Source organism: Microbacterium sp. W4I20, assembly GCF_030816505.1.
In the GTDB taxonomy this organism is placed as follows: domain Bacteria; phylum Actinomycetota; class Actinomycetes; order Actinomycetales; family Microbacteriaceae; genus Microbacterium.
In genome coordinates, this window is sequence record NZ_JAUSYB010000002.1 from 87,497 (window position 1) to 107,783 (window position 20,287).

Below are 20,287 nucleotides of genomic sequence, written 5' to 3' on the forward strand. Positions count from 1 at the left end.
CAGGTGGACGGGAGTATCGAGCCTCACTGCGTGGCGACGGCGTGAGTCGATGCTCAATCGTCCGTGTAAACCCGGTGCCTTTGTGTGGACCAGGCCTAGATGAACAAGGTCATCTTCCGACGTCGCAGTGCCATCGAAACGATAGTCATCGATGCTCCGACCCCACACGCCGAGCGATAGCGGAAAGGCCAGCCGTGCCGGTAGCGGCTCCGGTGTCAACGCTGCCACCGACTCCTCTACGCGCTGGCTATGTTCAACTCGCCGGCGCTCCGCCCAGTCGAAGCTGTCAACTGCCCCGGTTTTCGTGTTCACCAGCTTGTAGGACAGCGTCTGCGGGCTCGCTTCCAGATCATACAAGCGGGATTCTGTACCCTCATCGCCCAGTCGATGAATCACGCGGGCTCGAAATGAGCCGACGGATCGCCAAGACATTAGTAGTGCCAGTCCCGCGAAAAAGGTGTCTCGATCCGTGAGGTCCACCCTGTGATCTTATGCGCCCAGGCAACAGCCGCACTATCCCATACAGACGCGGCGATCAGGGCTGGGGAGATGATCAACCGAGGCGGATGGGCCAGGTCTATGACGCAATGGCCTCGTGATGCGGCGGTGTCCGTGATGCGGCGGTGTGTGAGGGGATCGGTCCATGAGACTCCCATGGGGATTCGGCGAGTTGTGCGTTGTGTAGCGTCGAGCGTCTCGCGCAGGGTGTTCATGCTCAGTCTCATCACGGGCAGCGGTGATGAGTCGCTAACGGTCGCGATCCGCTACAACACGAGTCATCCTTGATGAGGCGATCACACCGGAAACGATCGTTTACGGCGGGCTTGAGGCCGGAGCCTTCAGACGGTTTCCTTAAAGGCGTGCCAGAACCCTGTTGCGGCGGAGGCTTTCGGTGATGTGCTTTGCTCTGCCGTAGCGAGGATGACCACCCTCTGCGTCGATATCGTGGGAGGTGTGTCCGGTCACGTTTCCTCGAGGCGCTTGTCAACGCGTGTGCTGCTGGTGTGCGCCGCGCTGAGCGTCGCGCATGTCCTCATCCACCTTGCGACCGTTCCTCTCCTCACGGCGCTCGCGCCGCTCGCCCCGCCTGTTTACGCACTGGTGGCGGGGTTGCACAGCGTGATGCCGTTTCTGGCTCGTCGAGTCACGGGAGTGTCTGGGTCCGCGATCGTAACCAGCGGAATTGCGGCGCTGCTGGTCGCGCCAACGAGTTCGTCAGGGTTTATTGCGGCGATCCCCGTCGTGTTGGCCGGATGCGTGATCGATCTGGTGTTGTGGCGCTCTCAACGAAGTCAGATCTCCGAGTGGTGCTACGTCGTCGCTGCCGGTACTGCTGGGGTTGTGCTTTTCGCGGTGTCTCTTGCTGTGTTCTCGCCCGCGCATCTCACGCCGGTCATGATCGTCGGCACTCTCATCGGACGCCTGTTGGGGGAGGGAGGCGCTGTTGTAGTCTCTCGTCTCCTGGCCCGAGGCCTCGCTCGAGCGGGAGTAGGGCGACCAGCAGCGGACTAGATCGCGCTCCGGTAGTTTCTGCTTTTACGGAACTCGAGAGCCCCCGGTTCTCGCTACTGCTGATGGGGCGCGGGCGGGGTCCCTGGACCTGTGCCGGGATCCGTAGCCGTGTCGGTGTCGGTGGACGTGCTGCCGTCTTCTTCCTTCATAGCCTTCATTTCGCCCTTGAAGACCCGGGCCGACTGACCCATGCTCTTCGCGAGCGCTGGCAGCTTGGCAGCGCCGAACAGGAGGAGAATCACGGCGAGCACAATCAGCAGGTGCCAGCCTTGCATTCCAGCGAACATGTCAAATTCCTGTCTTCGATGAGCAATACACCGAGCCTACGGTTTGAGATCGGCCCACGTCACCTGCTCAGCGGGACGCTCCGAGAGGGGTAAGGCGTGCCATCTTTCACCCAGTGTTGCGGTTCGGACAGTCGTGGGTTCGGTTATGCCAGGTTGCTCGGAGGGTGGAGCGAGCCACGCATGTTCCTGCTTTAGGGGAGCGAGGGCATGCGTGACCCGCACGGTACGCTGTCCGCCCACCGCAGTAGGAGACTATGAAAACGGTCAAGACACGGCGAGGCTTAAATCGAAATTCACCCTCTGCTCACTGGAAGAGGAGACAAAACCCGTCACGAGTGGCGATCTTTTGAGATGCCATGCGGCGCGGGGCCCAAGCACAGCGACGCCATTGACCCGGGAGGAAGATTCACCCTCACGTCATCCTTCGAAGGGCGTGATTATTTCATGCTCTTGCAGTCTTATATAGATAACGCGAGTCTTTCAGCCTCCCCAGCTGGGCTTGCGATCCCACGGGATGGGGGTCCGTCGTCTCATCGTCACGGAGACGACGGACCCAGAGGAAGAAATCCGCCACAGGCGGCCCCTGGGAGGGCGTGCAGGGACACCAACTGCAAGTACCGACTAGGTGGCACTAGTCTCACCGTTACGGCACCCGAGAGCCTGATGTCTTCTCGCTGAGGAACTCGGATGAGAGGGATGTGTTCACGTATGTCGGTTCGAGCGCGCCACCGGAAACCGGGATAAGCCAGACGACTGGCAGCGGGACGATATTTGCGCTGCCGTTGAGCACGCCGACGTATGTGTACTGGACTGTTCCTGAGGCACCTGGAGCTGGTGCCGCCCCTACTCGGGTCCAGCCGCTGAGCGAGCGCTCTTCCAGGCGGTAGTCTGCTGGCTCGGGAACGCCGTTGCCCGGCCCCCATTGCACGGTCACTGTGATGAGTCCCGATCGGTAGGTCCCGGGGGGGACGATATCGCCGGTGTTCGCGTCGAAAGCGTTGAAGCCCACGTTCTGGCCGGTGTTGACCTGTACTCGGTTCGGTTGCGTGATCGTCCAGGTTTGCACAGAAGTGCCTCCCTGCCACACGGAGAGCCCGCCGCCTGGTGCGGGCTGCGGTTCGGCAGTGCTCGCGGCCGCCAGCGGTGTGGATACCGCGACGGCGATGACTGGAACCGACCAGGCTGCGGCTTTCACGATTGTGCGACGAGCGATGGAATGCTGCTCCCGCTCAGGTTCTTCCAAAATGCCCATGATGAATCTCCCGTGGTGAGCGCACCGGCACCGCAATAGACGGATGCCGCGTGTCGATACGCTGACGTCATTGCGTGGTGGCTGCAGTTAGCGATGCATGCCGGGCGTGCGCGCTGGCGATCGTGACCGGCGCTAGCCCTCATTGACGCTAACAACGGGAGAGGTACGGCAACCTCGATTTCAAGGCAATCCACCCGGGTGAGACCCAGGTGAATTCAGGGCCGCTGTTAGGAGGCGAGGAGCTGGAGGGCTCTTCTGATGGTTTCGGCACTCGTTGTGAGGTCGTAGTGGTGAACGAACCCGTGGCTGTCTTCAACCGTCATGACCACCCTCACGTCCTCGCTGGTGACGGCGCCATGGTTGGTGGCGATGGTTGACGGGCGCAAGTGAGTACCTATCTCGAATGTGGTCGGGAGTGTTGCCGAGCTTGGGCCGCCGTCCCCAGGCCGGCGGCCCAAATCTCATCCCCAGGCGGAGAGCTCGGGCCTCCCCACGAGGCGCCGAGCTCTCCGTTGCGCGCTCTCGCGGCACCCCCCTCCGGTGCGCGATGACGTGCTCTACCTATGAGACGCGGAAGGCCGCGTGTCATCACGCAACAGGGGGTGTGAATCGGGGGTGAATTACGAAAACGAGGCTCCCGGGCCACTCGAGATCCCCTGGCATTCCCGCCGCTCCCGCTCTCCCGTGTCTGACGGCGAATCGAGCCACCGGTCAGAAGTCCCGTGTCTGCGCAACATGCGTGAGCAAGTGGGACGTGGCAGCTAGAGAAGCCCCAGGTCATGCGCACGCGCCAGGGCTTCGTCACGATTGTTGACTCCAAGGCGACGGTAGAGAGCCTTGGCGTGAGTCTTCATGGTGTTCACGGACAGATGCTGCCGTGCGCCGATCTGGCGCAGGGTCAGCCCCTGGTCGAGCCCCTGGAGGACCAACACCTGTCGGGCGGTGAGCCCGGCCCGTTTCTGCGTTCGCCGGCAGTATTTCTCGTCGGTCCGGCTCATCATCTTTTCCACCATCTTGCGGATCGTGTCTCGGGAGGGAGAGAGTGACGAGGGCCAGACCATTGGCCTGCGCGGCGGCTTCGAAGTCCGGAGACGAAATCGAGGCTTGAGGTTCTTCGCGCAGGAGACTTGTGGCTGTTTGCACGGCGAGTGCTTCCACACGCGTTCGGGTGGAGTAGCCGTCGCTGAGGGCAGCGGCGGCATAGCGAGAGGCCGCGTCGTAGTCCGCGGCGGCGAGTTCCACTCGCGCGCGCGCCACGCGGGTGACAGGGTGGTCTGCGCTGTTGGCCAGCACGTGTCGAGCGGGGTGCACGCGACCGAGGGAGAGCAAGAGATCGGACTCAGCCATCACGAGAAGGGGGCGGAGGGTGGTTCCTTCGACCAGCCACTCGGCGTACCGCTGTTGGTCTCGTCGCACGTTCTCGACGGCCCCGTGTCGATCGCCCCACGCGAGTGCGTACCGAGCGTGGGCATATGTGACCCCAGGTCCCCAACTCTGTTCAGCGTTGACGGGCTGATCGAGTCTGGCCAAGGCGGTTGCAGCCTCAGCCTGGTGGAGTTCTTCGGTGGCGACAAGGGCGCGGGCGATGTCCGCGGTGAGGGCGATCCGGGGTTTGAGCCAGCCGTGAGCGTGCGGGGACTCGTCGTGGCGCCGCAGCCAGGTGGCCGCCATGGTCATGTCGCCCGCGAGGGCGAGGAAGAACGCGGATTTCCCCGCAGCGTCACGTTCCACGTGTTCTTTGCGGGCGTTGGGCCCGCGTTCATAGGCATCGCGAAGAGTGAGGAGCGCACCGGGGATATCGTCGGCGAGTCCTCGCGTGATTCCGGCCTGCAGGAGCGCCACGGGAAGGCGGGGAGAGATCAGGGCGGGTTGGTGTACTCCTGCTATACGGCCGAGCCTTTCCAGTAGCTCAGCGAGCTGCGCGGCGCGCTTAAGACGCCCCCGCACGCGGAAAGCGATCATCCGTACGGCGATGACGCTGAGGAGGCTGAGCGCTCTCGGCGATCGGGCGACCTCGTCGAGGACCACCAGGTCATCAAGGTCCGGTAACACGGCCTCTCCGAGCATCCGGTCAACCTCGTCTGCTGCCACGTGCAGGCGAATATCTCGGATGGCCGCGGCGCGAGTGTCCTGAGCAAACGCTGGCAACGGGATCACCCGCAGAGCGTCGTCGAGCACCTCGCGGAGATCGTCGAGGAGCATGGACCAGTGAGCCCCCACGAGCCCCACCGCTCGAGTCCAGTCCTCCATCGCGAGTGCTCCGCGCAGTTCCGCGACTATCGCACTGGCTGGCGCCGGGTCATGTTCCGCTGAAGGGGCGCTAAGGAGTGAGGGTACGGTCTCCATGCTTGTTGCTCTCCTCAATAGGGTCGGCGCTCGGCAGCGGTTCGGGTACTGCGAGCTCGAAGGCGAAGAACGAGGGGTTCAGCGAATCGACAACCAGGTTTCTCGGTGGAGCGCGGGCGAATATTCCATACTCCGCAGCCCGTCTCCTCGACTCAGTGATCTCGTCGCTCGGATCGCGAGCGCGACGCCGCCAGTGACAAGGGCGAGGAGCGCCGCGACATGAAGCCAGGTTATCTCGTAGCTGCTGGCGATGAGTTCCTCGGCCAGCTCCGCGCTCACTCGGAGCACGAAATCGCTTGTCATCGAGATCTCCTCTCCATCGCAGGGAGCCAGCCGTCAGCGTCTGGGCGAGCGGAGGACGAGGCGCCCTCGAGCCTTCTTGACTTCCTGAGCCTCGGCGTCCCAGCGCACGCCGGTCACGCCACTCTCGAGCGTCACGCGTAGTGCAGACTCGACGCCCGTGATTGTTCCATGTCCCGGTATGCCGGCTTCGACGAAGTGACGCCACTCTGACGCTTGCCAGAGGACCCGCTTGCCCCACGGCGCCCATTGCACCGTCGCGATCGCGAGGTCATGGCGTTCCATCTGCTTCCCACAGGTTTTGCACGTCCATCGCGAGCCTGGACGGACAGCCCAGGGCGTTTTCCCACTTCCCGGGGGGAAACCCTGACGGAGCCTCTCTGATGGTGATGAGACGACGGGGTCAGTTGATGGCACCGCGCCGAGGGCTGGTTCGCGAAGCGAACGTCGAGTCTTCGTCATGGCATCCTCGTATGTCGCGGGAAGAGACCTGGCAGTAGTGGACCTCCAGGCGGCATGCTGGCATGCGTTCGCCCAGCGCATCTCGGATGTCGGCTCATCCGCGACTTTATGCGTCAGGTGAGAGACAAAACCGTGCGGCTCGCGCGCCGAGAGCGGTCGGATGACTAGGAGCGGGTCGTGAGGAGTGACGAGGCTCGTGAAGCGAGAGAGAGGATGGCCGGGGAGCCTGCGACGGGCTCAGAGAGGATGGTCCCCCCTCGGCTGACGAGAGCGGCTCCCGGATATGCAGAAAGCCGCAAGGATTCAGCAAGTGCCCACGCATTGAAGAGGCTGACTGCCGCGAGGTCAGGGTGTTCACTCCTGAACCTGGCTTCGTCGCCCGCTACAACAAGGAGCAGCCCGGCGTCGCCAGGCAGACGGGCGCGGAGGGAGTCGGCGTCGTTGAGCAAGGCCGTGCACGCCAGGCAACCGGGCCGCACAGTGACGATCATGTGTGGATGCTCCTCGAGCATGTCGAGAAGCCGCACGGGTTCCTGATTGCTCGTCGTGAGGTACAGATCGGGTAGCGCGGTGCCGGTCAGTTGATTTCCAGGCACTGGTGGAGCGGGCGTGTCGGGAGCCGCGCGCGTTGAGTGCACGAGGGTCGTTGCGAGCGCGACGAGGAATGTCGCCACGATGATCCAGGCAGCGTCTCCCCCTTGGACCATGGCGACGGCAGGAATCAAGCCGTCGAAGCCACTCAAACCGAGGACTGTCGCTCCGAGTGCTGCTGCCGCCAGAAGTACGTTGCGCAGGACAATAGCGCGACTGATGGGGGAGTGAACGGCACCGAAGCATCCACAGTCGAAGCGATCTCCGCGGGCGAGCGCTCGTGCCGTAAGGAAGACGAACACGATGGTCGCAGCGGTCGTGGCGACGGCGGTGGCGGTGTATACCCACCCCGATGTGACGAGCAGCGAGATACCCAGCAGAATCTCCGCAAGCGGCAGCGCCAGCGAGACGGGCCGGCGGTGGAAGACGCGGGGGACGCCGAAGTTTTGGAGCGCGTCAAGGACGAGTTGTGGTCGACGTAACTTCGAGAGCCCGGCAATGAGAAACACGGCCGCGAGGACAGCGGGAAAAACTGCGTAAGGCCACATGCAAGATCCTCAGCTGTCCCACCGGTTCGTAGCCACGCCGGGTCTGGGTCTCCGGGAGGGCAACAGCTTCGGGAACGGCACAGTCCGACTCTCTCACAGCCTCCACGGATAGCGCTCTTCCATCTCGCAATCAACGATAAGCATGCACATGGATGAATCATCTTCACCCTCGATTCACCCAGGTGAATCAGCGCCGATGACACTTTTTCGCCCGATCGTGTGACTAATCTGCTCAGTGGACAGCGGGCCGCACCTGACCCCCACGAGGGATCAAGTGCTGGTGTTCGGGGTTCCTCACCCTCTTCGGGGAGAGATCTGCTTCACCTGTATTGCCTCGGGGGAGGGATGCGATGTGGTGGTCATTTGATGCGCTCGGCGCTCCGGCGCGACGCCCAGAGATGTCATTGCTGTTCAGGCGAGCGTCAACAGGGCGGTCAGCGATATGAAGAAGAGTCTGATCGAGCGGGGGGTCGCTCTCAGCGGATCGCAGGCGAAGGAATGGCTGCACACCCGGGGTTGGGATGCGACGGCTCAGAATCTTCATGTCTTCGCTGATGTGTTCGATGCGCCTCGTTTCGGGTATTCACGTACGTGGCTCGCAGCCGGCCAGTATGAACGCATCGGCACAGAGGAATCTTCTCGCGTCAGGGCGTTGCTACTCGTGGAAGGCAGCGCCGAACTCGGTCTTGACCATCAAATGTCGGACTTTGGGGTCGGCGACATGGCTCTCGTCGGCGGAGCGTCGCCGGTCGTGCTGTCCACCACCGCGCCGGTGGCGATCTATGAGATCGTCACGGACTACGACCGGATGGGTTTGGGGAGGTATGACCTTCCGCCCACCTCAGGCCCTCACGCAACGTCACCCAACTATTGGCCGGCACTAGCAGGTCTCATCAATCAGGTGTTGGCGTCGTCCGTAACAGCAGAAGACTTCGGTATTAGCAGCGTCCGAACTGCCGTCGACAACCTCCTGCTCGCCTCGCTGAAGGAATCGACGGCGATGTCGGCGCGAAAGAGGCTTGCAGAGGAGAACCATCTCCTGCGTCGGGCACGAGCGATCATCCAGGACGAGGCGCACTCGTCGGATCTGACCGTTGCGCGGCTCGCTGAACTGGTGCGGGTTTCTCGGGCGCACCTGCACCGCCTCTTCTCCGCGGATAACTCCACACCACTCGCGGAGATTCGTGCCGCACGGGTCGAGTTGGCACAGCTACATCTCGCGGAGGACAACGGCCAGCAGGAATCAAACTTGCTCGAGGTCGCCCAACGGTCCGGATTCAAGACGGCCTCTGCTTTGCGCCGGGCACTCCGGCGGGCATGAGGGTCAAACCCGGTACCATCCGAGACCCCGGTGACGCACCCCCGCGCTCTGTTGCGCAACCGCATGCGTCTACGAACTCGTTGAACGCTCTTCACGTGCGTGCCACGGACCTGAGGACTCATGGGGTCCGTTGCCTCGACGACGATGCTGTGTGGGCCAGTAAACAGAACATTGGGCAAAGCGTTCTTCTCTCCCTCGAGGCCGCTGGGTCCGTAGAAGTCGTGCTCAGCACGCCGGTTGCCCACCCTCACCACGCAGCGTTCGTCTTCGTGCTCGCTAAAGGCCTGCAGCGAAGAACCGGAGGGCAGTCCTCGCGCACCGTCGTGATGAAGAGCAACCTCATGATTGCCCCTTTGGGAGCTAACTCGACGTTGCGCTTCGCCGGCCGCTGGCAGCTGATCGTCGCGCTCGTGCCGCGTTCTCCTCTCACAGCACTGGCTCCGAGGTTGCCGGAGAGTGCTCGCACGTTTACGGATCGGCGACTGCTCGATCGCACCCTGCAGCAGTTCCTCGAGATGTTGCTACAGGACTCGTCTGAGGTGTCGCGCGGCGAGGAGATTGCCCTCGAGCGGGTGATCTCAGAATTGTGCGGGGCGGTACTCCGGGACCGTAGCGCGCCCGCCGGCGAGGACTCACGGCGGGATCGTCTACGCGGTCGCGCTATGACTTTCATCGCCGAGCATTGCTCTGACCCTGAACTATCGCCGGCGCGGGTCGCACGTGAAGTCAACTCATCGCTCAGGCTGCTGCAGGAGGTGTTCTCGGAAGCGGGAAACGGAGTGGCCGGAGCGATCCGACGCGAGCGCGCCCACCTGGCGCGCTCGCGCCTCATCGATTTTCGCTACGACGCGGTCAGCATCGAACAGATTGCGCGGAGTTCTGGCTTTTCATCACCGATGAGCCTCCGTCGCGCCCTCGCGACAGCGTATGGCGCGACTCCGAGGGCCCTTCGGAAACGTCACCCGGAAGCTTGAGGGCCTCCTATCGTCGGGAGACATGAATGTCACCTGACGGCAATCGTATGATCTCCTCTTTCGGCCGAGGCCAGAGAATTGGCGGGCTCCCGCGTAAGGAACGGGCTTCGACTTCGTCTCGATAGGTGGAGGCCTTCACCTCCTTGGCGGTCGCCCAGGCCCGCCACGCCTGGCGGGAGAAGCCCTCTCTCGCCAGGCGTCTCCGAGCTGGGTCGATGATTTTTCGGAAGAAGACACCGTGGCTTCGTGGCTTGATCTTACTGACCTCTTCAACGTTCTCGGCCTGGCCGGAACAGTGCTTGCCGTCGCAAGTGCCGTAACAGCGGGCATAGCGTTCGCCATCGTCGGAGCTCCGTCTGGTGGCGGTGTAGCTACGGTCTGGTGGCTGGGATGTCTTGTTCTCAGTCTGTGCGCCGCCCTAGCCGGCGATTGGCTCCTTCCCGGGATCGCGGCCGCGGCGTTCCCTGCTTCGTTGACCCTGGCGGGCCTCGTCGGACTGCTTCGTGCTGGGTTGCCCCGACCTACAGTACGGGTGGCTCACTAACAGGCCTCGGAGCGGCAACCCCTGAAGCTGCCGCTCAACGCAAGACAACCGCGCTCTGATAGTTCGTCGCTCGCGCTTCGTGCTGACTCGGGCTGTGCCGGGCACCCTGTGAATGCAACGCCACTCCACCAACCGGCAGCGGGTGTGTAGTTCGGTACGCGGGGAGCGGGCTCAGACGAGAATGACCAGTGCCAAGGCAGTGAGTAAAAGCAGAGCCGCATCGAGCATCAGCACGATGTGCCAGCCGTTCTCTCGCGCAGTACGCCTGGTCACCGAGTCTCTCTCCGTGGCCGCTCGGGGGAAAGCAAGCGATATCGACGCGGCGATGATCGAGGCGACAGTCAACACAAGAACCACGGCTATCGCGCCTTTCTCATGACACTTGACGAGTTCTAAGCCCGGCCGCTCGCTCCCTCGGGCTGACCGGTGCGCAGAGCAGGGCGCAGCAGGCCTACTAACCCGAGCGCTCGCCCCAAGAGCAGAGACAATGGAAGCGCTCCTACGGCATCGGCGGGCATGACCCAGTTCCCAATGACGAGGCCGCTGAACACACTCAAGGCGAGACAGATCAACCAACCAGCGGTCGCCATTCCCCCGCCCGCGGGGGAGCCGAGGAAGGTGAAGGCGATCGCCGCGGTGAGGGCAGCTCCGACCGCAAGCACTGTACCCGCCATGCCGAGGAACGCGAAGGCGTCAAGAAGATTCAGCCAGAGGGCCATGTTCTTCTCACCCAAAGTGAACTGGTGCGGTGGCGTTGCCTCGGTCTCCCAGTTGATGCTCGGCAGCGTGAATGTTGGTCGTTCCTGTGTGTCACCTTCATGCATGGTTCGTGAGCTCTCGACCGGCCGTAGCGTCCGAGGCGATTCCTGCGGCGCGATCGATGAGGGAACCTATTGGTCGGGCGATGAGGTAGAAGATCGGGAATGCGACAAGCACAGTGAGCGGCGCCCACCACAATGAGACTGGGGCCGAAGGAAGAGCCACGGCAGCCACACAGATCGCCCAGACAGCTGTAGACCATCTCCGAGAGTTCGCTGCAGCCGGTCCTCGCTCTGTAGCTGCAATCAGGCTGACGGCTCCTGCGACGAGGAGTGAGCACACCAGAAGCATGCACGTCATCGCCACCATGGATTCTACAAAGTCGACGGCGAGGGACTCCGGTGCGGATCCCGTGAGAACGAGACCAACACCTCGACTAACCCCAAACACGGCTGCATCCTCTACCCGCTCTGCCGCCCGCCATGGAGTGGCTAACTCGAGGATGAGGGATGCCCCTGGTGCGTTCTTCCGCGAACATACGTCAGCTTCCTAGAAAGACCTCGGTGGATACGTCCACTCCTGCCTACCGGGTTTCGTTATCCGCGGGCACCGCGAGCGAACTGATCGGAGACATACCGCTCGAAACTCGCGAGGTTCGAGCGGAAGACTGTGGTGTTAGGGCGCTTCCCGCCACAGGAGAAAGCTGAATCGGATCGCTACGGCCTGCGTATCTCAGCATGCGAGACGCGCGTTTCTACTTCATCCCGCTCACTCGAGCCCCAGCACCACGACGGCGCGGGCCTGGCTCCGTAGGAATCTGCTTCTCGCCATCCGGCTCTGCGTCGCGCGCGTACCCGCTATATGCGCCGTAATATTCCCTGCCGTAGTACGCGGATTCGGCGCCCTTGCGGGGCACGCGGTTCAGAACGACGCCGAGCACGCGGCCGGTCGTGCGCGTGATGTTGTCGATGGCGCGCTGCAGCATGTCGAAGGTCGTCTTCCCGGACGACACGACGATGAGCACGCCGTCGGCGCCGGCGGCGAGGACGGAGGCATCTGTCACCGGCAGCACCGGCGGGGAGTCGAGGATCACAATGGCGGACTTGCTGATCTCGGCGAGGAAGTCGCGCATGCGCTGAGAGCCGAGCAGCTCACTTGGGTTCGGCGGGATACGCCCGGCGCCGACGACCGCGAGGGGGATGTCGCGCGAGGGGCGGTGAGCCACGTCCTGCAGGTCGGCGCGTCCTGCCAGCACATCGGTGAGCCCGACATCGTGGGACATGCCGAAGATGTCGGCGATGACCGGACGCCGCAGGTCGCAGTCGATAAGGATCGCCCACTGGCCCGCCGCCGCAAGGCTCGACGCGAGGTTGACCGACACGGTCGACTTGCCGTCGCCGGGCACCGAGCTCGTCACCACGATGACACGCGGCGGGTTGTCCACGTCGATGAACTGCAGGTTCGTGCGCAGCTCGCGCATCGACTCGAGGGTGTGATGGGAGACGCCGTGCTGCGATTCCAGCGAGAAGTCGATCACCTGGCGCTCGTCGGCCATCGACTTCTCGAGCGGCAGCGTGCCGATCACCGAGACGCCGGTCTCACGTTCGATGTCACGCGGGTGGCGGACGCGACGGTCGAACGTGTGCCGGATGAACGCGTACACCAGGCCCAGTGCGAGTCCTGCGAGTGCGCCGATGATGATGTTGAGCCGCGTGTTCGGGGATGATGGCGTGGTGGGCAGCCGTGCCGAGTCGCCGACGATCAGCTCCACAGCAGCTGAGTTGCCGCCCTCTACTGTCTTGACTTCAACCGCCATACCTCGCATCCAGGCTTCGGCTAGCTCCTGCGCCGACTCCGGTGAGGGTCCATTCGCGGTCACCTTCAGCGCCGTCGTGTCGACTGGGTTGGTCACCAGGACCCGACCGACGAGTTGTTCCGGCGACTCGTCCAGCTCGAGATCGGCGATCGCATGCTCCGCGACAGCGCGCCAAGAGCCAAGGTTGAGATAGGACTTGACACGGCTCTGTGCAAGCTGATTGCCGACAAGTTCACTCCCGGTACTACCGTCGCCACCCTTGGCAGTAACGATCCCCGTGGTGTCGGCGGAGTACACCCGCGGCTGCAGGGTGCTCCACCCGAACGCCGCCCCGCCGCCAATAATCGTCACGGCGAGGAGGATGCCCCATCGCGCGCGCAGCACGCGTAAGTAGTCGCTTAGTTCCATCCGCGAATCCTCCTTTGATTCCCCGAGGACCCATGCACGGGAAGTACCAGGGAGAGCATAGAAGGCTGATTGCTCAATGGGTCTCTAAAACCGCAACCGGCCACAAACATCACCTCGACCCAACCGAGAAATCTCATTCTTCGGTAGCGCGCACTGCTGGTTGGCGAGGAAGTCGCGCATCCGTTGCGAAACGAGCAACTAGCTCGGGTTGTGAGGTATCCGCCCGGCTCCTACCACCGCGAGCGGGACGCCCCCTGAAGGCCGGTGTGCGACGTCTTGGAGCTCGGCTCGCCCAGCGAGCACGTCAGTGAGCCCGACGTAGCTCTATGGCGAGCTCACGACGGTCCGCGTCGCTCGGGGGCTGACCGTCGATCTGACGTTCAGAGCACAAGACGGCGAAGGCCAGGAAGAGCACACGTCGCGGAGTTCCAGCTTTGGCCGCAGGCGAACTTCGCGACCGTACCGCTCCAGGTCGCCTGGAGCTACTAGGACAAGGATCTGAAAGCGAGAGTCGCCATGTCGCGGGTCAGCTCTGAGTCGCGACGTCGGGACGCGTTCGTCGCCGAGTCGGCGGTTGCCCCCCGTTTCTGCAGTTTACGATTGGGAGACAAGCGGGCATGCGGGGTCTACCGCTCCGGGTTGATCCCTCTTCGGGAGATCGAGTCCTTGCGAACCACTGGTGCATCTTGGATCAAGGTGGCTAGTACCGCAGCAGAGCAGCTAGTCCGCAAATCTCGCGCTCGATGCTGTCATCGACGTCGGACCATCGTCCTGAGGCGTCGAGGCGCACTATGAACACAGTCCCTCGAACCACGTCGCCCTGTTTCAAGCTGCCGCCGAGGTGCGCAACCGTGGCCATGGCAAGTTCGTTCGGGTGGCCGTTGCTCGATCTCTCATCATCGAGGATCAGCATGTAGTCATCGCCAAGGGGGACCGCCGAGATGAAGCCGCCGACTCCACCTTGGTAGTCATTGAGCGAGTGGACCTCGACCTGACGGGTTCTCCCGACAGCGGTGATCTTGAGTGCCCTAGTCATTGCTAGCCTTCCGGGCTGGCCTGCTGCGGCCACCTTTGGATTGACGTCCTCAGGTTCGCGACGGGCGAGTAAAGGGTCCTTAGGAACAGAGAAGGCCGCCCACGGTGGAACGTGGGCGGCCTTCTCTGAACTCACGTGGTTAGCAGGCGGCGTTCGTTGTGAACGAGATCCAATCCGAACCACCGGCGAGGTTTTGCGCCCAGGCGGTGCCGACGTTGGTGGCGACGACGTTGCCGAAGTAGTACAGGTTTCCGTTCGGCGCGAGGTATGTGTTCTGCCCAACTGTGACGCTGTTGGCAGGAACACCCGCAACAGCGGTAGGGGCCCCGCCGGGCAGGGGCACATAGTACGAAACACCGTTGGAGACATACGTCGCCCAGTCGGAACCCGCTCCAATGTTCTGTACATATGCGGAGGTCACGTTGCTGGCGACGACAGTCGGAGAGCTGTAGGAGTAGACCAGATCACCGTTCGGGGCCAAGTATGCGTTCTGGCCGACAGCCGTGCTGTTCGTGGGTACGCCGGGAGGGTTACCCGGTGCGCCAGGAACGCCGGCCGACGACGAGATGTAGTGCGCCGTACCGTTGGCGACATACGTGATCCAGTCTGCACCTGGGCCAGTGTTCTCACTGTGTGCTGAGCTCACTCCCGTGGCGACGAGCGTGTTGTTGTAATAGAGATCTCCACCGGGAGTCAGGAATGTCTGCTGTCCGACTGCCACGGCGTCGGCAGGGATATTCGACCGGGGGGTGGGGGAGGAGGGCGGGCCGGAGTACGCGGTGCCGTTGGAAACATAGGAGACCCAGTCTGAGCCCGCTCCGATGTTTTCCGCATGTGCTGAGGTCACTCCGGTGGCAATCACGTTGCCGAAGTAGTAGAGGTCTCCGTTCGGAGCCAGGTAGGTGTTCTGACCCACAGTCTGGGAGCCAGCCGGCACATTGGGAACCTGCGTGGGGGCACCGCCGCCGTTGCTGAAGAAGACGTTGCCGTTTGGAGCGACCGTGACGGGTGCGCTTGCGGTAGATGTGCCTACCGAAGCGATGATGTTGGAAACACCCACACCGCCGGTGGAGATGAGACCGGTCAGGGTGGCTTGGCCGTTGGCTCCAACGACGACGGGACGTGCACCGGTGCTGCCGTCGCTCCAAGTCATGCCCGTCGGCAGGACGACGGTTACCGTGGTCCCCACGGGAGCGGGCGCACCTGTCGAGGTCGTGGCCTCGATGACCACGTTGCCGAGGGTGCCACAGGAGAGAACGCTGTATGGACCATTGACGAACTCGAGAGTGATGTCGGCAACAGACGCTGCTGCCAGCGGCGTTGCGACAGCGGCGGCAATCACAGGGATCGACCAGGCGGCTCCCTGGACGACCGTCCGACGGGTTACTCCGGTCGGCTTGGATTCGGATTGAGGATCGAGATCAGGCATGATGGCTCTTTCGTTAGGTACAAGGGTGGTGGCGAAGCCAGCAGCTCCTTGTCCCACCTCGACGCCGATGTTTCTACAGGCGCTTTTGAGAGTGACACAGCGTCGCTTGCTGCACTCCTCACCTGCGAGATCTCGACTCAAACATGAGATAACTCGCATCGTTGGTGAGACAAACCGCACCTCCCCCCGGCGGGACCCAGTCCTGCTCCGCAGCCCCGCAAAGCTAGCCCGGTCCGACGCTTACCCTGCCTGGTGTACCTTCCACGGTGTTCCGGGGAGACTCCTTCCAGCCCTGATGGGGACCGCCGACTGCGGCGCTCAGCCTGTTCGGTCAGGCGCCGCCACGACTGACGCGATCGAGGAAGCGAGTAGCCGTCGCGGGGAGCGCGATCGGTCCGGGCAGAAATGGATAGCCGGGTAGCGTTCCCAACCAAGGGGACGACCGGGTTACTGTCGCCAGGTTGGGGCTTGACTGGGAGCACTCCGGCGAGGGCTACTCGGATTCGACGCTGCTGGCGTGGTGGGGGACTCCGACGGGTTTTGATTCGGGTAACCGACGCGCCGCCCGCCTCGCCCGCCCCGTGGACCGCTCGATACTCGACGGCGAGGCATGCAAACCGCCCGGCGTCTGCGAGCTTCCGTAAACGATCGTTTGTGACGGTTTGACGGATTCGTTGCTCTAGAGGTCGCCGTATAGGTGTGCCAGAACCTGGTTTCGGCAGACGGTTTCGGTCCACAGTTCCGGGGCGAGGAAGCGGCCCCGGCGTGCTATAGGCCAGGTAGGCCGTCGATGCTGAGTGAGTTTTTCTGGCGGCGGTATTCGTCCATCCCCGCCGGCCCCTTCTTCTCGGCATGAAGTCGGATGAGGTCGCGTTCCTCGCGCACGTCCATTGTTGGCACTCCCCACCCGCATGAGTCGCTGATCCTTGTAACGTCCACTGCGATAACGGCGCGCGTGCTCGGGTTGTTCGGATGCAGGCTGACAACCTCATCGAAACCAGCATCGCCGGGGAGAACGACAGAACCTTTCCCGTGGAGACGGACGATACGCGGGCGGCCGTCGAACGAAGTAAACATCAGACAGATGCGTCCGTTCTCGCGAAGGTGCGCGATCGTCTCGACGCCGCTGCCGGTGTAGTCGACCCAGGCAACGCGGTGGGGCCCGAGAACGGACAGCGTGTCATGGCCGCGCGGGGAGACGTTGACATGCCCGCCCGCCGCAAGCGGCGCGGTGGCGACGAACCATAGTGGTTGAGCCTCGATCCAAGAGGCCAGCTTGGCGTCGATTTCATCGAAGAGTTTGCCCATATCATGCACGCTTCTTTCGTGAGGTGGGTTGCGGTGAGCATTCCCCTCGATGCCGAACTCCGACAAGTCTCCCAGTCGCTGCCGCAGGCGACAACGCACCCCACTTCTCGAGCGGGTGTACCGAGGGTGGTGCGGCTCCGTCTCCGGGAGGAATCGGCAAGCTAGCGGGCACCTTCATGCGGGGTGTTTAGGGGGCGCATCAGCACTAGCGCGAGGGTTCCCACGGCCGCGGCGGTGACTGCGATGAGAGTGACGGCGGTGGGACCGTGGTCGAGGAGACGGCCGCCGAGGGTGGCTCCGGCTGCGACGCCGAGGTTGAGGACGGTGACGACGATGCTTCCGGCGAGAGGCCGGAAAGAGCTCGTGGATACGCGCATCACCCGGGTTTGTAGGATCGGGGGAAACGCGCCGACCGCGAGTCCCCAGATCGCAATTCCGGTGATGAACACGACCGGTTGCCCTGCGCTCAGAGCGAGCACGGCGAGACCAACTGTCACCAGAGTTGCCGCGGCGACGATCGCACCGCGCGGGTAACGATCAGATGCAAAACCGGACCCGACGATACCTACCGCCCCGCTCACACCGAACACCAACAGCACCAAGGGGATCGCGGCGCCGGGCAGCCCGCCCAACTGGGTGACTAGTGCCGTGAGGTAGGTGAAGACAGCAAAGTGCCCGACCAACACCAGCCCGCCCGCGATTGCTACCGCAATCACTCGGAAGGTGCTGCGATCCCAGACGCCGCCACGGGCAGGCAACGCTGAAGGTACCTGCGGCAGGATGAGCCAGAGCACCCCGGCGGTCAGGACAAGAACCACAGATAGGCCGATGAAGATTGCACGCCACCCCACCACATCGGCCAGAGCCGCCGCCACCGGTAGTCCGGCAAGGCCAGCGAGCGTGGGCCCAGCCAGGACGATCGCCAGTGCCCGTCCGAGCCGCTCGGCACTGATGACGGACGCAACATAGGAAACGACGAGCGCCCAGAACAGTCCGTGCGCCGTCGCGGCGACGATCCGACCGGTAAGTGCGAGCGTGAGGCCTGGAGCAGTCGCGGTGAGCAGGTTTGCTGCCGCGAGCACAATCAGACATGCCGCCAGCAGTGGCGTGCGGGGCACCCGGATCGTGAGTCGCACGAGCGGAATCCCCACGATCGCGATAGTGAGCGCCCAGGCGCTCACCATCAGCCCGATCGCTGATTCGGATACGCCCAGATCAGCACTCATCACCGGCAAGAGCCCGGAGGGCAACATCTCGACCGTTACCGTCAGCAGCGTCGCCGCGGTCAGCACCGCCAGAATCGGCCAGGCACGGTGCGGACGGGCGGTGCCGGGCAGGGGTGACGGCGTCGATCGTGTGCTCATACGACTACGCTAAAGATTGACATCACTGTCAAGGTCAAGTCCGGAACCACAAGACCCGAGTACGAGGAGTGAACGGATGCGCATCGGTGAGATCTCCCAGCGCAGTGCAGTCGCGTCCCGCATGCTGCGGTACTACGAAGCCCAGGGACTCCTCCAACCAGGACGACACCCCAACGGATATCGCGACTACACCGAATCCGACCTGAACCAGGTCGTCACTATCCGCGATCTTTCCCGCTCCGGTGTCCCGACACGATTCATCAAGATTGTCCTCGATCGCCAGAGCGGCCAATCTGGGTGGTCGAGCACCTGTGACGACATCCTCGCCCGCATGGTGACCGAACAGATCGACGACCTCGACACCAAGATCGACTGCCTCACCACCAGCCGCGCAGCGCTGACCCAGTTCCTCCGCGAAACCCACGCGAGCACCTAACACCGGCACGATGCCGGGCGGGTACGGCAGATACGTGAGCGGCTATATCGCCGCGGTCGTTCTTCTTGCAGCGCCCTGTCCAGGTCGTCCAAAAACGATCGTTATTGGGCCACTGAGGGACGTTCGCCCGCTACTCCGTCCCGGAGGGGAGAGAGCAAAGAGCGCGGCCTCAGTGGATCAGCGCTTGGTCGTAGATCCCCACGTGCCTGGGTCCGATCGTCTGTCCCAGCTATTCAGTGAGGTCGATCACTAGTCGGGGAAGCTCGCGGCCAGGAATCGAACCACTAGGCGAGGTACCAATCCGTCGAGCGCCAAAACGCAGATAGAACGACTCCGCACCTGGATCCGCGTCGAGTTCCAGACGCGAGAAACCTGCGGCCCTCGCGGCGCGCAGCGTGTGCTCAAGCAGCATTCGGCCGCAGCCGGTGCCGATCGCGGACGGATCAACGAACAACGCCGATAGCTCGCCGTCGTTCGACCCACCTTTTAGGAGGCTGAAGCCAAGAACCGTGGCGTCGTGCTCCACGACCCACATCAGTCCTGACCCACAGACCGTCGCATCGAAAGTCAGCTCAGCTCGGCACGCTTCGAGAAACTCGGCCGAATACCCCCAGTGACCCTTTGAGCGCAGAGCCAACGCGGAGATCTCTTCGTGCTCCTCGGGTCGCGCCTCCCGTACCTGCAAATCACTCATGAGTCTCACTATGCACGCCCCGGCGCCCAAGACGCTGCCCGCTGGGGATGACGTGCCGCAAACGATCGTTTACGGCGGGCTCGTCGACGGCCACGATCAGGTGCGCGACACGCCGCCGAACGATCCGCCGAAACCCCCTGCCGAAACCGAAACGCGCCGAATCTCCTGCAGTACCGTTTTCGGCATGCCACATGAAGTCGGATACGCCCGCGTCTCGAAGCGAGACCAGAACCCCGGGGCGCAAGAGGCCGAGCTGCGCGCCGCCGGCTGCGAACGGGTGTACGTCGACCACGGTGAGTCCAGCCGCGTAACCGACCGCCCGCAATGGCTCGCATGCCTCGACTACCTCCGACCGGGGGACACCCTCAAAGTTCGCCGCCTCGACCGACTCGCCGGCAGTGAACGCATCCTGATCGAAACGCTGCAGGACCTCGACGCCCGCCGGGTGAACATCGTCAGCCTCACCGAACCGTTGATCGACACAACAACTCCGATGGGCCGAGCGCTCTACGGCATCGTCGCCGTGTTCGCGCAGCTCCGCGTCGACACCATCCGAGACAACACGCAGCGCGGCCTCGACTACGCACGCAGCCAGGGTCGCGTCGGTGGGCGACCGAGCGTGATGACCTCCGAGCGAATCGCGACCGCGGAGCGGATGCGCGCTGAGCACCAGAGCTGGGACAGCATCGGGCGTGTGCTCGGAGTGGGGTCGTCGAGCGTGCGCCGTGCGCTCAACCAACGAAACCAGGCGTAAGTAGGTCCCGAGCGCGCGCTGCTGATCCTGACGCGAACACCATCCCTAGACTGATCGCACGAGGACTGCCTCTGAGCCGATGCTCAGTCGAGGGGCGTAGATCTGTTCCGGCTCGCCTCACGAGACGTGCGAGCAGCAAGCGCACA

Annotated in this window: 17 protein-coding genes; 5 read left to right on the forward strand and 12 right to left on the reverse strand. The window is 63.4% G+C overall.

The window, feature by feature from the left end; all coding sequences use genetic code 11:
• Positions 1-1,565 precede the first annotated feature (1,565 nt).
• The 3 genes from tatA to QFZ21_RS20845 form a co-directional block, all read right to left on the reverse strand.
• Positions 1,566-1,799: a twin-arginine translocase TatA/TatE family subunit gene (tatA, locus tag QFZ21_RS20835; RefSeq protein WP_307381607.1), complete on the reverse strand. Its 234-nt coding sequence runs from the start codon at positions 1,797-1,799 to the stop codon at positions 1,566-1,568.
• 643 nt (positions 1,800-2,442) lie between these two features.
• Positions 2,443-3,051, reverse strand: coding sequence for a hypothetical protein (locus QFZ21_RS20840; protein WP_307381609.1), 609 nt, complete (start codon positions 3,049-3,051; stop codon positions 2,443-2,445).
• A gap of 761 nt (positions 3,052-3,812) precedes the next feature.
• Positions 3,813-4,064, reverse strand: coding sequence for a response regulator transcription factor (locus tag QFZ21_RS20845; RefSeq protein WP_307381611.1), 252 nt, complete (start codon positions 4,062-4,064; stop codon positions 3,813-3,815).
• A 538-nt stretch (positions 4,065-4,602) separates the two neighbouring features.
• Between QFZ21_RS20845 and QFZ21_RS20850 the strand changes: the two genes are divergently transcribed.
• Positions 4,603-4,959, forward strand: coding sequence for a hypothetical protein (locus tag QFZ21_RS20850; protein ID WP_307381612.1), 357 nt, complete (start codon positions 4,603-4,605; stop codon positions 4,957-4,959).
• A gap of 516 nt (positions 4,960-5,475) precedes the next feature.
• On the opposite strand, the gene QFZ21_RS20855 is transcribed toward QFZ21_RS20850, so the two are convergent.
• On the reverse strand, positions 5,476-5,700 hold the full coding sequence (locus tag QFZ21_RS20855; protein WP_307381613.1) for a hypothetical protein: 225 nt from the start codon (positions 5,698-5,700) through the stop codon (positions 5,476-5,478).
• A gap of 623 nt (positions 5,701-6,323) precedes the next feature.
• On the reverse strand, positions 6,324-7,298 hold the full coding sequence (locus tag QFZ21_RS20860) for a MauE/DoxX family redox-associated membrane protein (RefSeq protein WP_307381614.1): 975 nt from the start codon (positions 7,296-7,298) through the stop codon (positions 6,324-6,326).
• 442 nt (positions 7,299-7,740) lie between these two features.
• Between QFZ21_RS20860 and QFZ21_RS20865 the strand changes: the two genes are divergently transcribed.
• Together QFZ21_RS20865 and QFZ21_RS20870 are read left to right on the forward strand one after the other, a co-directional pair.
• On the forward strand, positions 7,741-8,619 hold the full coding sequence (locus QFZ21_RS20865) for an AraC family transcriptional regulator (protein ID WP_307381616.1): 879 nt from the start codon (positions 7,741-7,743) through the stop codon (positions 8,617-8,619).
• Between the two features lie 221 nt (positions 8,620-8,840).
• Positions 8,841-9,593, forward strand: coding sequence for a helix-turn-helix domain-containing protein (locus QFZ21_RS20870; RefSeq protein WP_307381619.1), 753 nt, complete (start codon positions 8,841-8,843; stop codon positions 9,591-9,593).
• A gap of 936 nt (positions 9,594-10,529) precedes the next feature.
• Here the strand turns inward: QFZ21_RS20870 and QFZ21_RS20875 are convergent.
• The 6 genes from QFZ21_RS20875 to QFZ21_RS20900 all read right to left on the reverse strand — a co-directional run bounded on the left by QFZ21_RS20875 (position 10,530) and on the right by QFZ21_RS20900 (position 18,257).
• Positions 10,530-10,961, reverse strand: coding sequence for a hypothetical protein (locus QFZ21_RS20875; RefSeq protein WP_307381621.1), 432 nt, complete (start codon positions 10,959-10,961; stop codon positions 10,530-10,532).
• A gap of 689 nt (positions 10,962-11,650) precedes the next feature.
• Positions 11,651-13,120, reverse strand: a complete 1,470-nt coding sequence (locus QFZ21_RS20880; RefSeq protein WP_307381622.1) for a polysaccharide biosynthesis tyrosine autokinase — start codon at positions 13,118-13,120, stop codon at positions 11,651-11,653.
• Between the two features lie 700 nt (positions 13,121-13,820).
• Positions 13,821-14,156 (reverse strand): DUF3846 domain-containing protein, encoded by a 336-nt coding sequence (locus QFZ21_RS20885; RefSeq protein ID WP_307381624.1) that lies wholly within the window; start codon positions 14,154-14,156, stop codon positions 13,821-13,823.
• 139 nt (positions 14,157-14,295) lie between these two features.
• On the reverse strand, positions 14,296-15,585 hold the full coding sequence (locus QFZ21_RS20890; protein WP_307381626.1) for a hypothetical protein: 1,290 nt from the start codon (positions 15,583-15,585) through the stop codon (positions 14,296-14,298).
• Between the two features lie 768 nt (positions 15,586-16,353).
• Complete coding sequence (locus tag QFZ21_RS20895; RefSeq protein ID WP_307381627.1) at positions 16,354-16,893, reverse strand: pyridoxamine 5'-phosphate oxidase family protein; 540 nt, start codon at positions 16,891-16,893, stop codon at positions 16,354-16,356.
• A 161-nt stretch (positions 16,894-17,054) separates the two neighbouring features.
• Positions 17,055-18,257, reverse strand: coding sequence for an MFS transporter (locus tag QFZ21_RS20900; RefSeq protein WP_307381630.1), 1,203 nt, complete (start codon positions 18,255-18,257; stop codon positions 17,055-17,057).
• A 76-nt stretch (positions 18,258-18,333) separates the two neighbouring features.
• Between QFZ21_RS20900 and QFZ21_RS20905 the strand changes: the two genes are divergently transcribed.
• Complete coding sequence (locus tag QFZ21_RS20905; RefSeq protein WP_307381634.1) at positions 18,334-18,693, forward strand: MerR family transcriptional regulator; 360 nt, start codon at positions 18,334-18,336, stop codon at positions 18,691-18,693.
• 229 nt (positions 18,694-18,922) lie between these two features.
• Here the strand turns inward: QFZ21_RS20905 and QFZ21_RS20910 are convergent, their stop codons facing one another.
• Complete coding sequence (locus QFZ21_RS20910) at positions 18,923-19,387, reverse strand: GNAT family N-acetyltransferase (protein WP_307381635.1); 465 nt, start codon at positions 19,385-19,387, stop codon at positions 18,923-18,925.
• A 10-nt stretch (positions 19,388-19,397) separates the two neighbouring features.
• Between QFZ21_RS20910 and QFZ21_RS20915 the strand changes: the two genes are divergently transcribed.
• Entirely contained in the window at positions 19,398-20,141 is a 744-nt protein-coding gene (locus QFZ21_RS20915) for a recombinase family protein (protein ID WP_307381636.1), read from the forward strand.
• The last annotated feature ends 146 nt before the right edge of the window (positions 20,142-20,287 follow it).

Bases quoted from the DNA above. Each gene is read 5' to 3' on its own strand.
- QFZ21_RS20860 (WP_307381614.1), bottom strand. From the start codon at position 7,298: ATGTGGCCTTACGCAGTTTTTCCCGCTGTCCTCGCGGCCGTGTTTCTC.
- QFZ21_RS20875 (WP_307381621.1), bottom strand. From the start codon at position 10,961: ATGCATGAAGGTGACACACAGGAACGACCAACATTCACGCTGCCGAGC.
- QFZ21_RS20905 (WP_307381634.1), top strand. From the start codon at position 18,334: ATGCGCATCGGTGAGATCTCCCAGCGCAGTGCAGTCGCGTCCCGCATG.
- QFZ21_RS20885 (WP_307381624.1), bottom strand. From the start codon at position 14,156: ATGACTAGGGCACTCAAGATCACCGCTGTCGGGAGAACCCGTCAGGTC.
- tatA (WP_307381607.1), bottom strand. From the start codon at position 1,799: ATGTTCGCTGGAATGCAAGGCTGGCACCTGCTGATTGTGCTCGCCGTG.
- QFZ21_RS20910 (WP_307381635.1), bottom strand. From the start codon at position 19,387: ATGAGTGATTTGCAGGTACGGGAGGCGCGACCCGAGGAGCACGAAGAG.
- QFZ21_RS20915 (WP_307381636.1), top strand. From the start codon at position 19,398: ATGCACGCCCCGGCGCCCAAGACGCTGCCCGCTGGGGATGACGTGCCG.
- QFZ21_RS20895 (WP_307381627.1), bottom strand. From the start codon at position 16,893: ATGGGCAAACTCTTCGATGAAATCGACGCCAAGCTGGCCTCTTGGATC.
- QFZ21_RS20840 (WP_307381609.1), bottom strand. From the start codon at position 3,051: ATGGGCATTTTGGAAGAACCTGAGCGGGAGCAGCATTCCATCGCTCGT.
- QFZ21_RS20855 (WP_307381613.1), bottom strand. From the start codon at position 5,700: ATGACAAGCGATTTCGTGCTCCGAGTGAGCGCGGAGCTGGCCGAGGAA.
- QFZ21_RS20900 (WP_307381630.1), bottom strand. From the start codon at position 18,257: ATGAGCACACGATCGACGCCGTCACCCCTGCCCGGCACCGCCCGTCCG.
- QFZ21_RS20865 (WP_307381616.1), top strand. From the start codon at position 7,741: ATGAAGAAGAGTCTGATCGAGCGGGGGGTCGCTCTCAGCGGATCGCAG.
- QFZ21_RS20890 (WP_307381626.1), bottom strand. From the start codon at position 15,585: ATGCCTGATCTCGATCCTCAATCCGAATCCAAGCCGACCGGAGTAACC.
- QFZ21_RS20845 (WP_307381611.1), bottom strand. From the start codon at position 4,064: ATGGTGGAAAAGATGATGAGCCGGACCGACGAGAAATACTGCCGGCGA.
- QFZ21_RS20880 (WP_307381622.1), bottom strand. From the start codon at position 13,120: ATGGAACTAAGCGACTACTTACGCGTGCTGCGCGCGCGATGGGGCATC.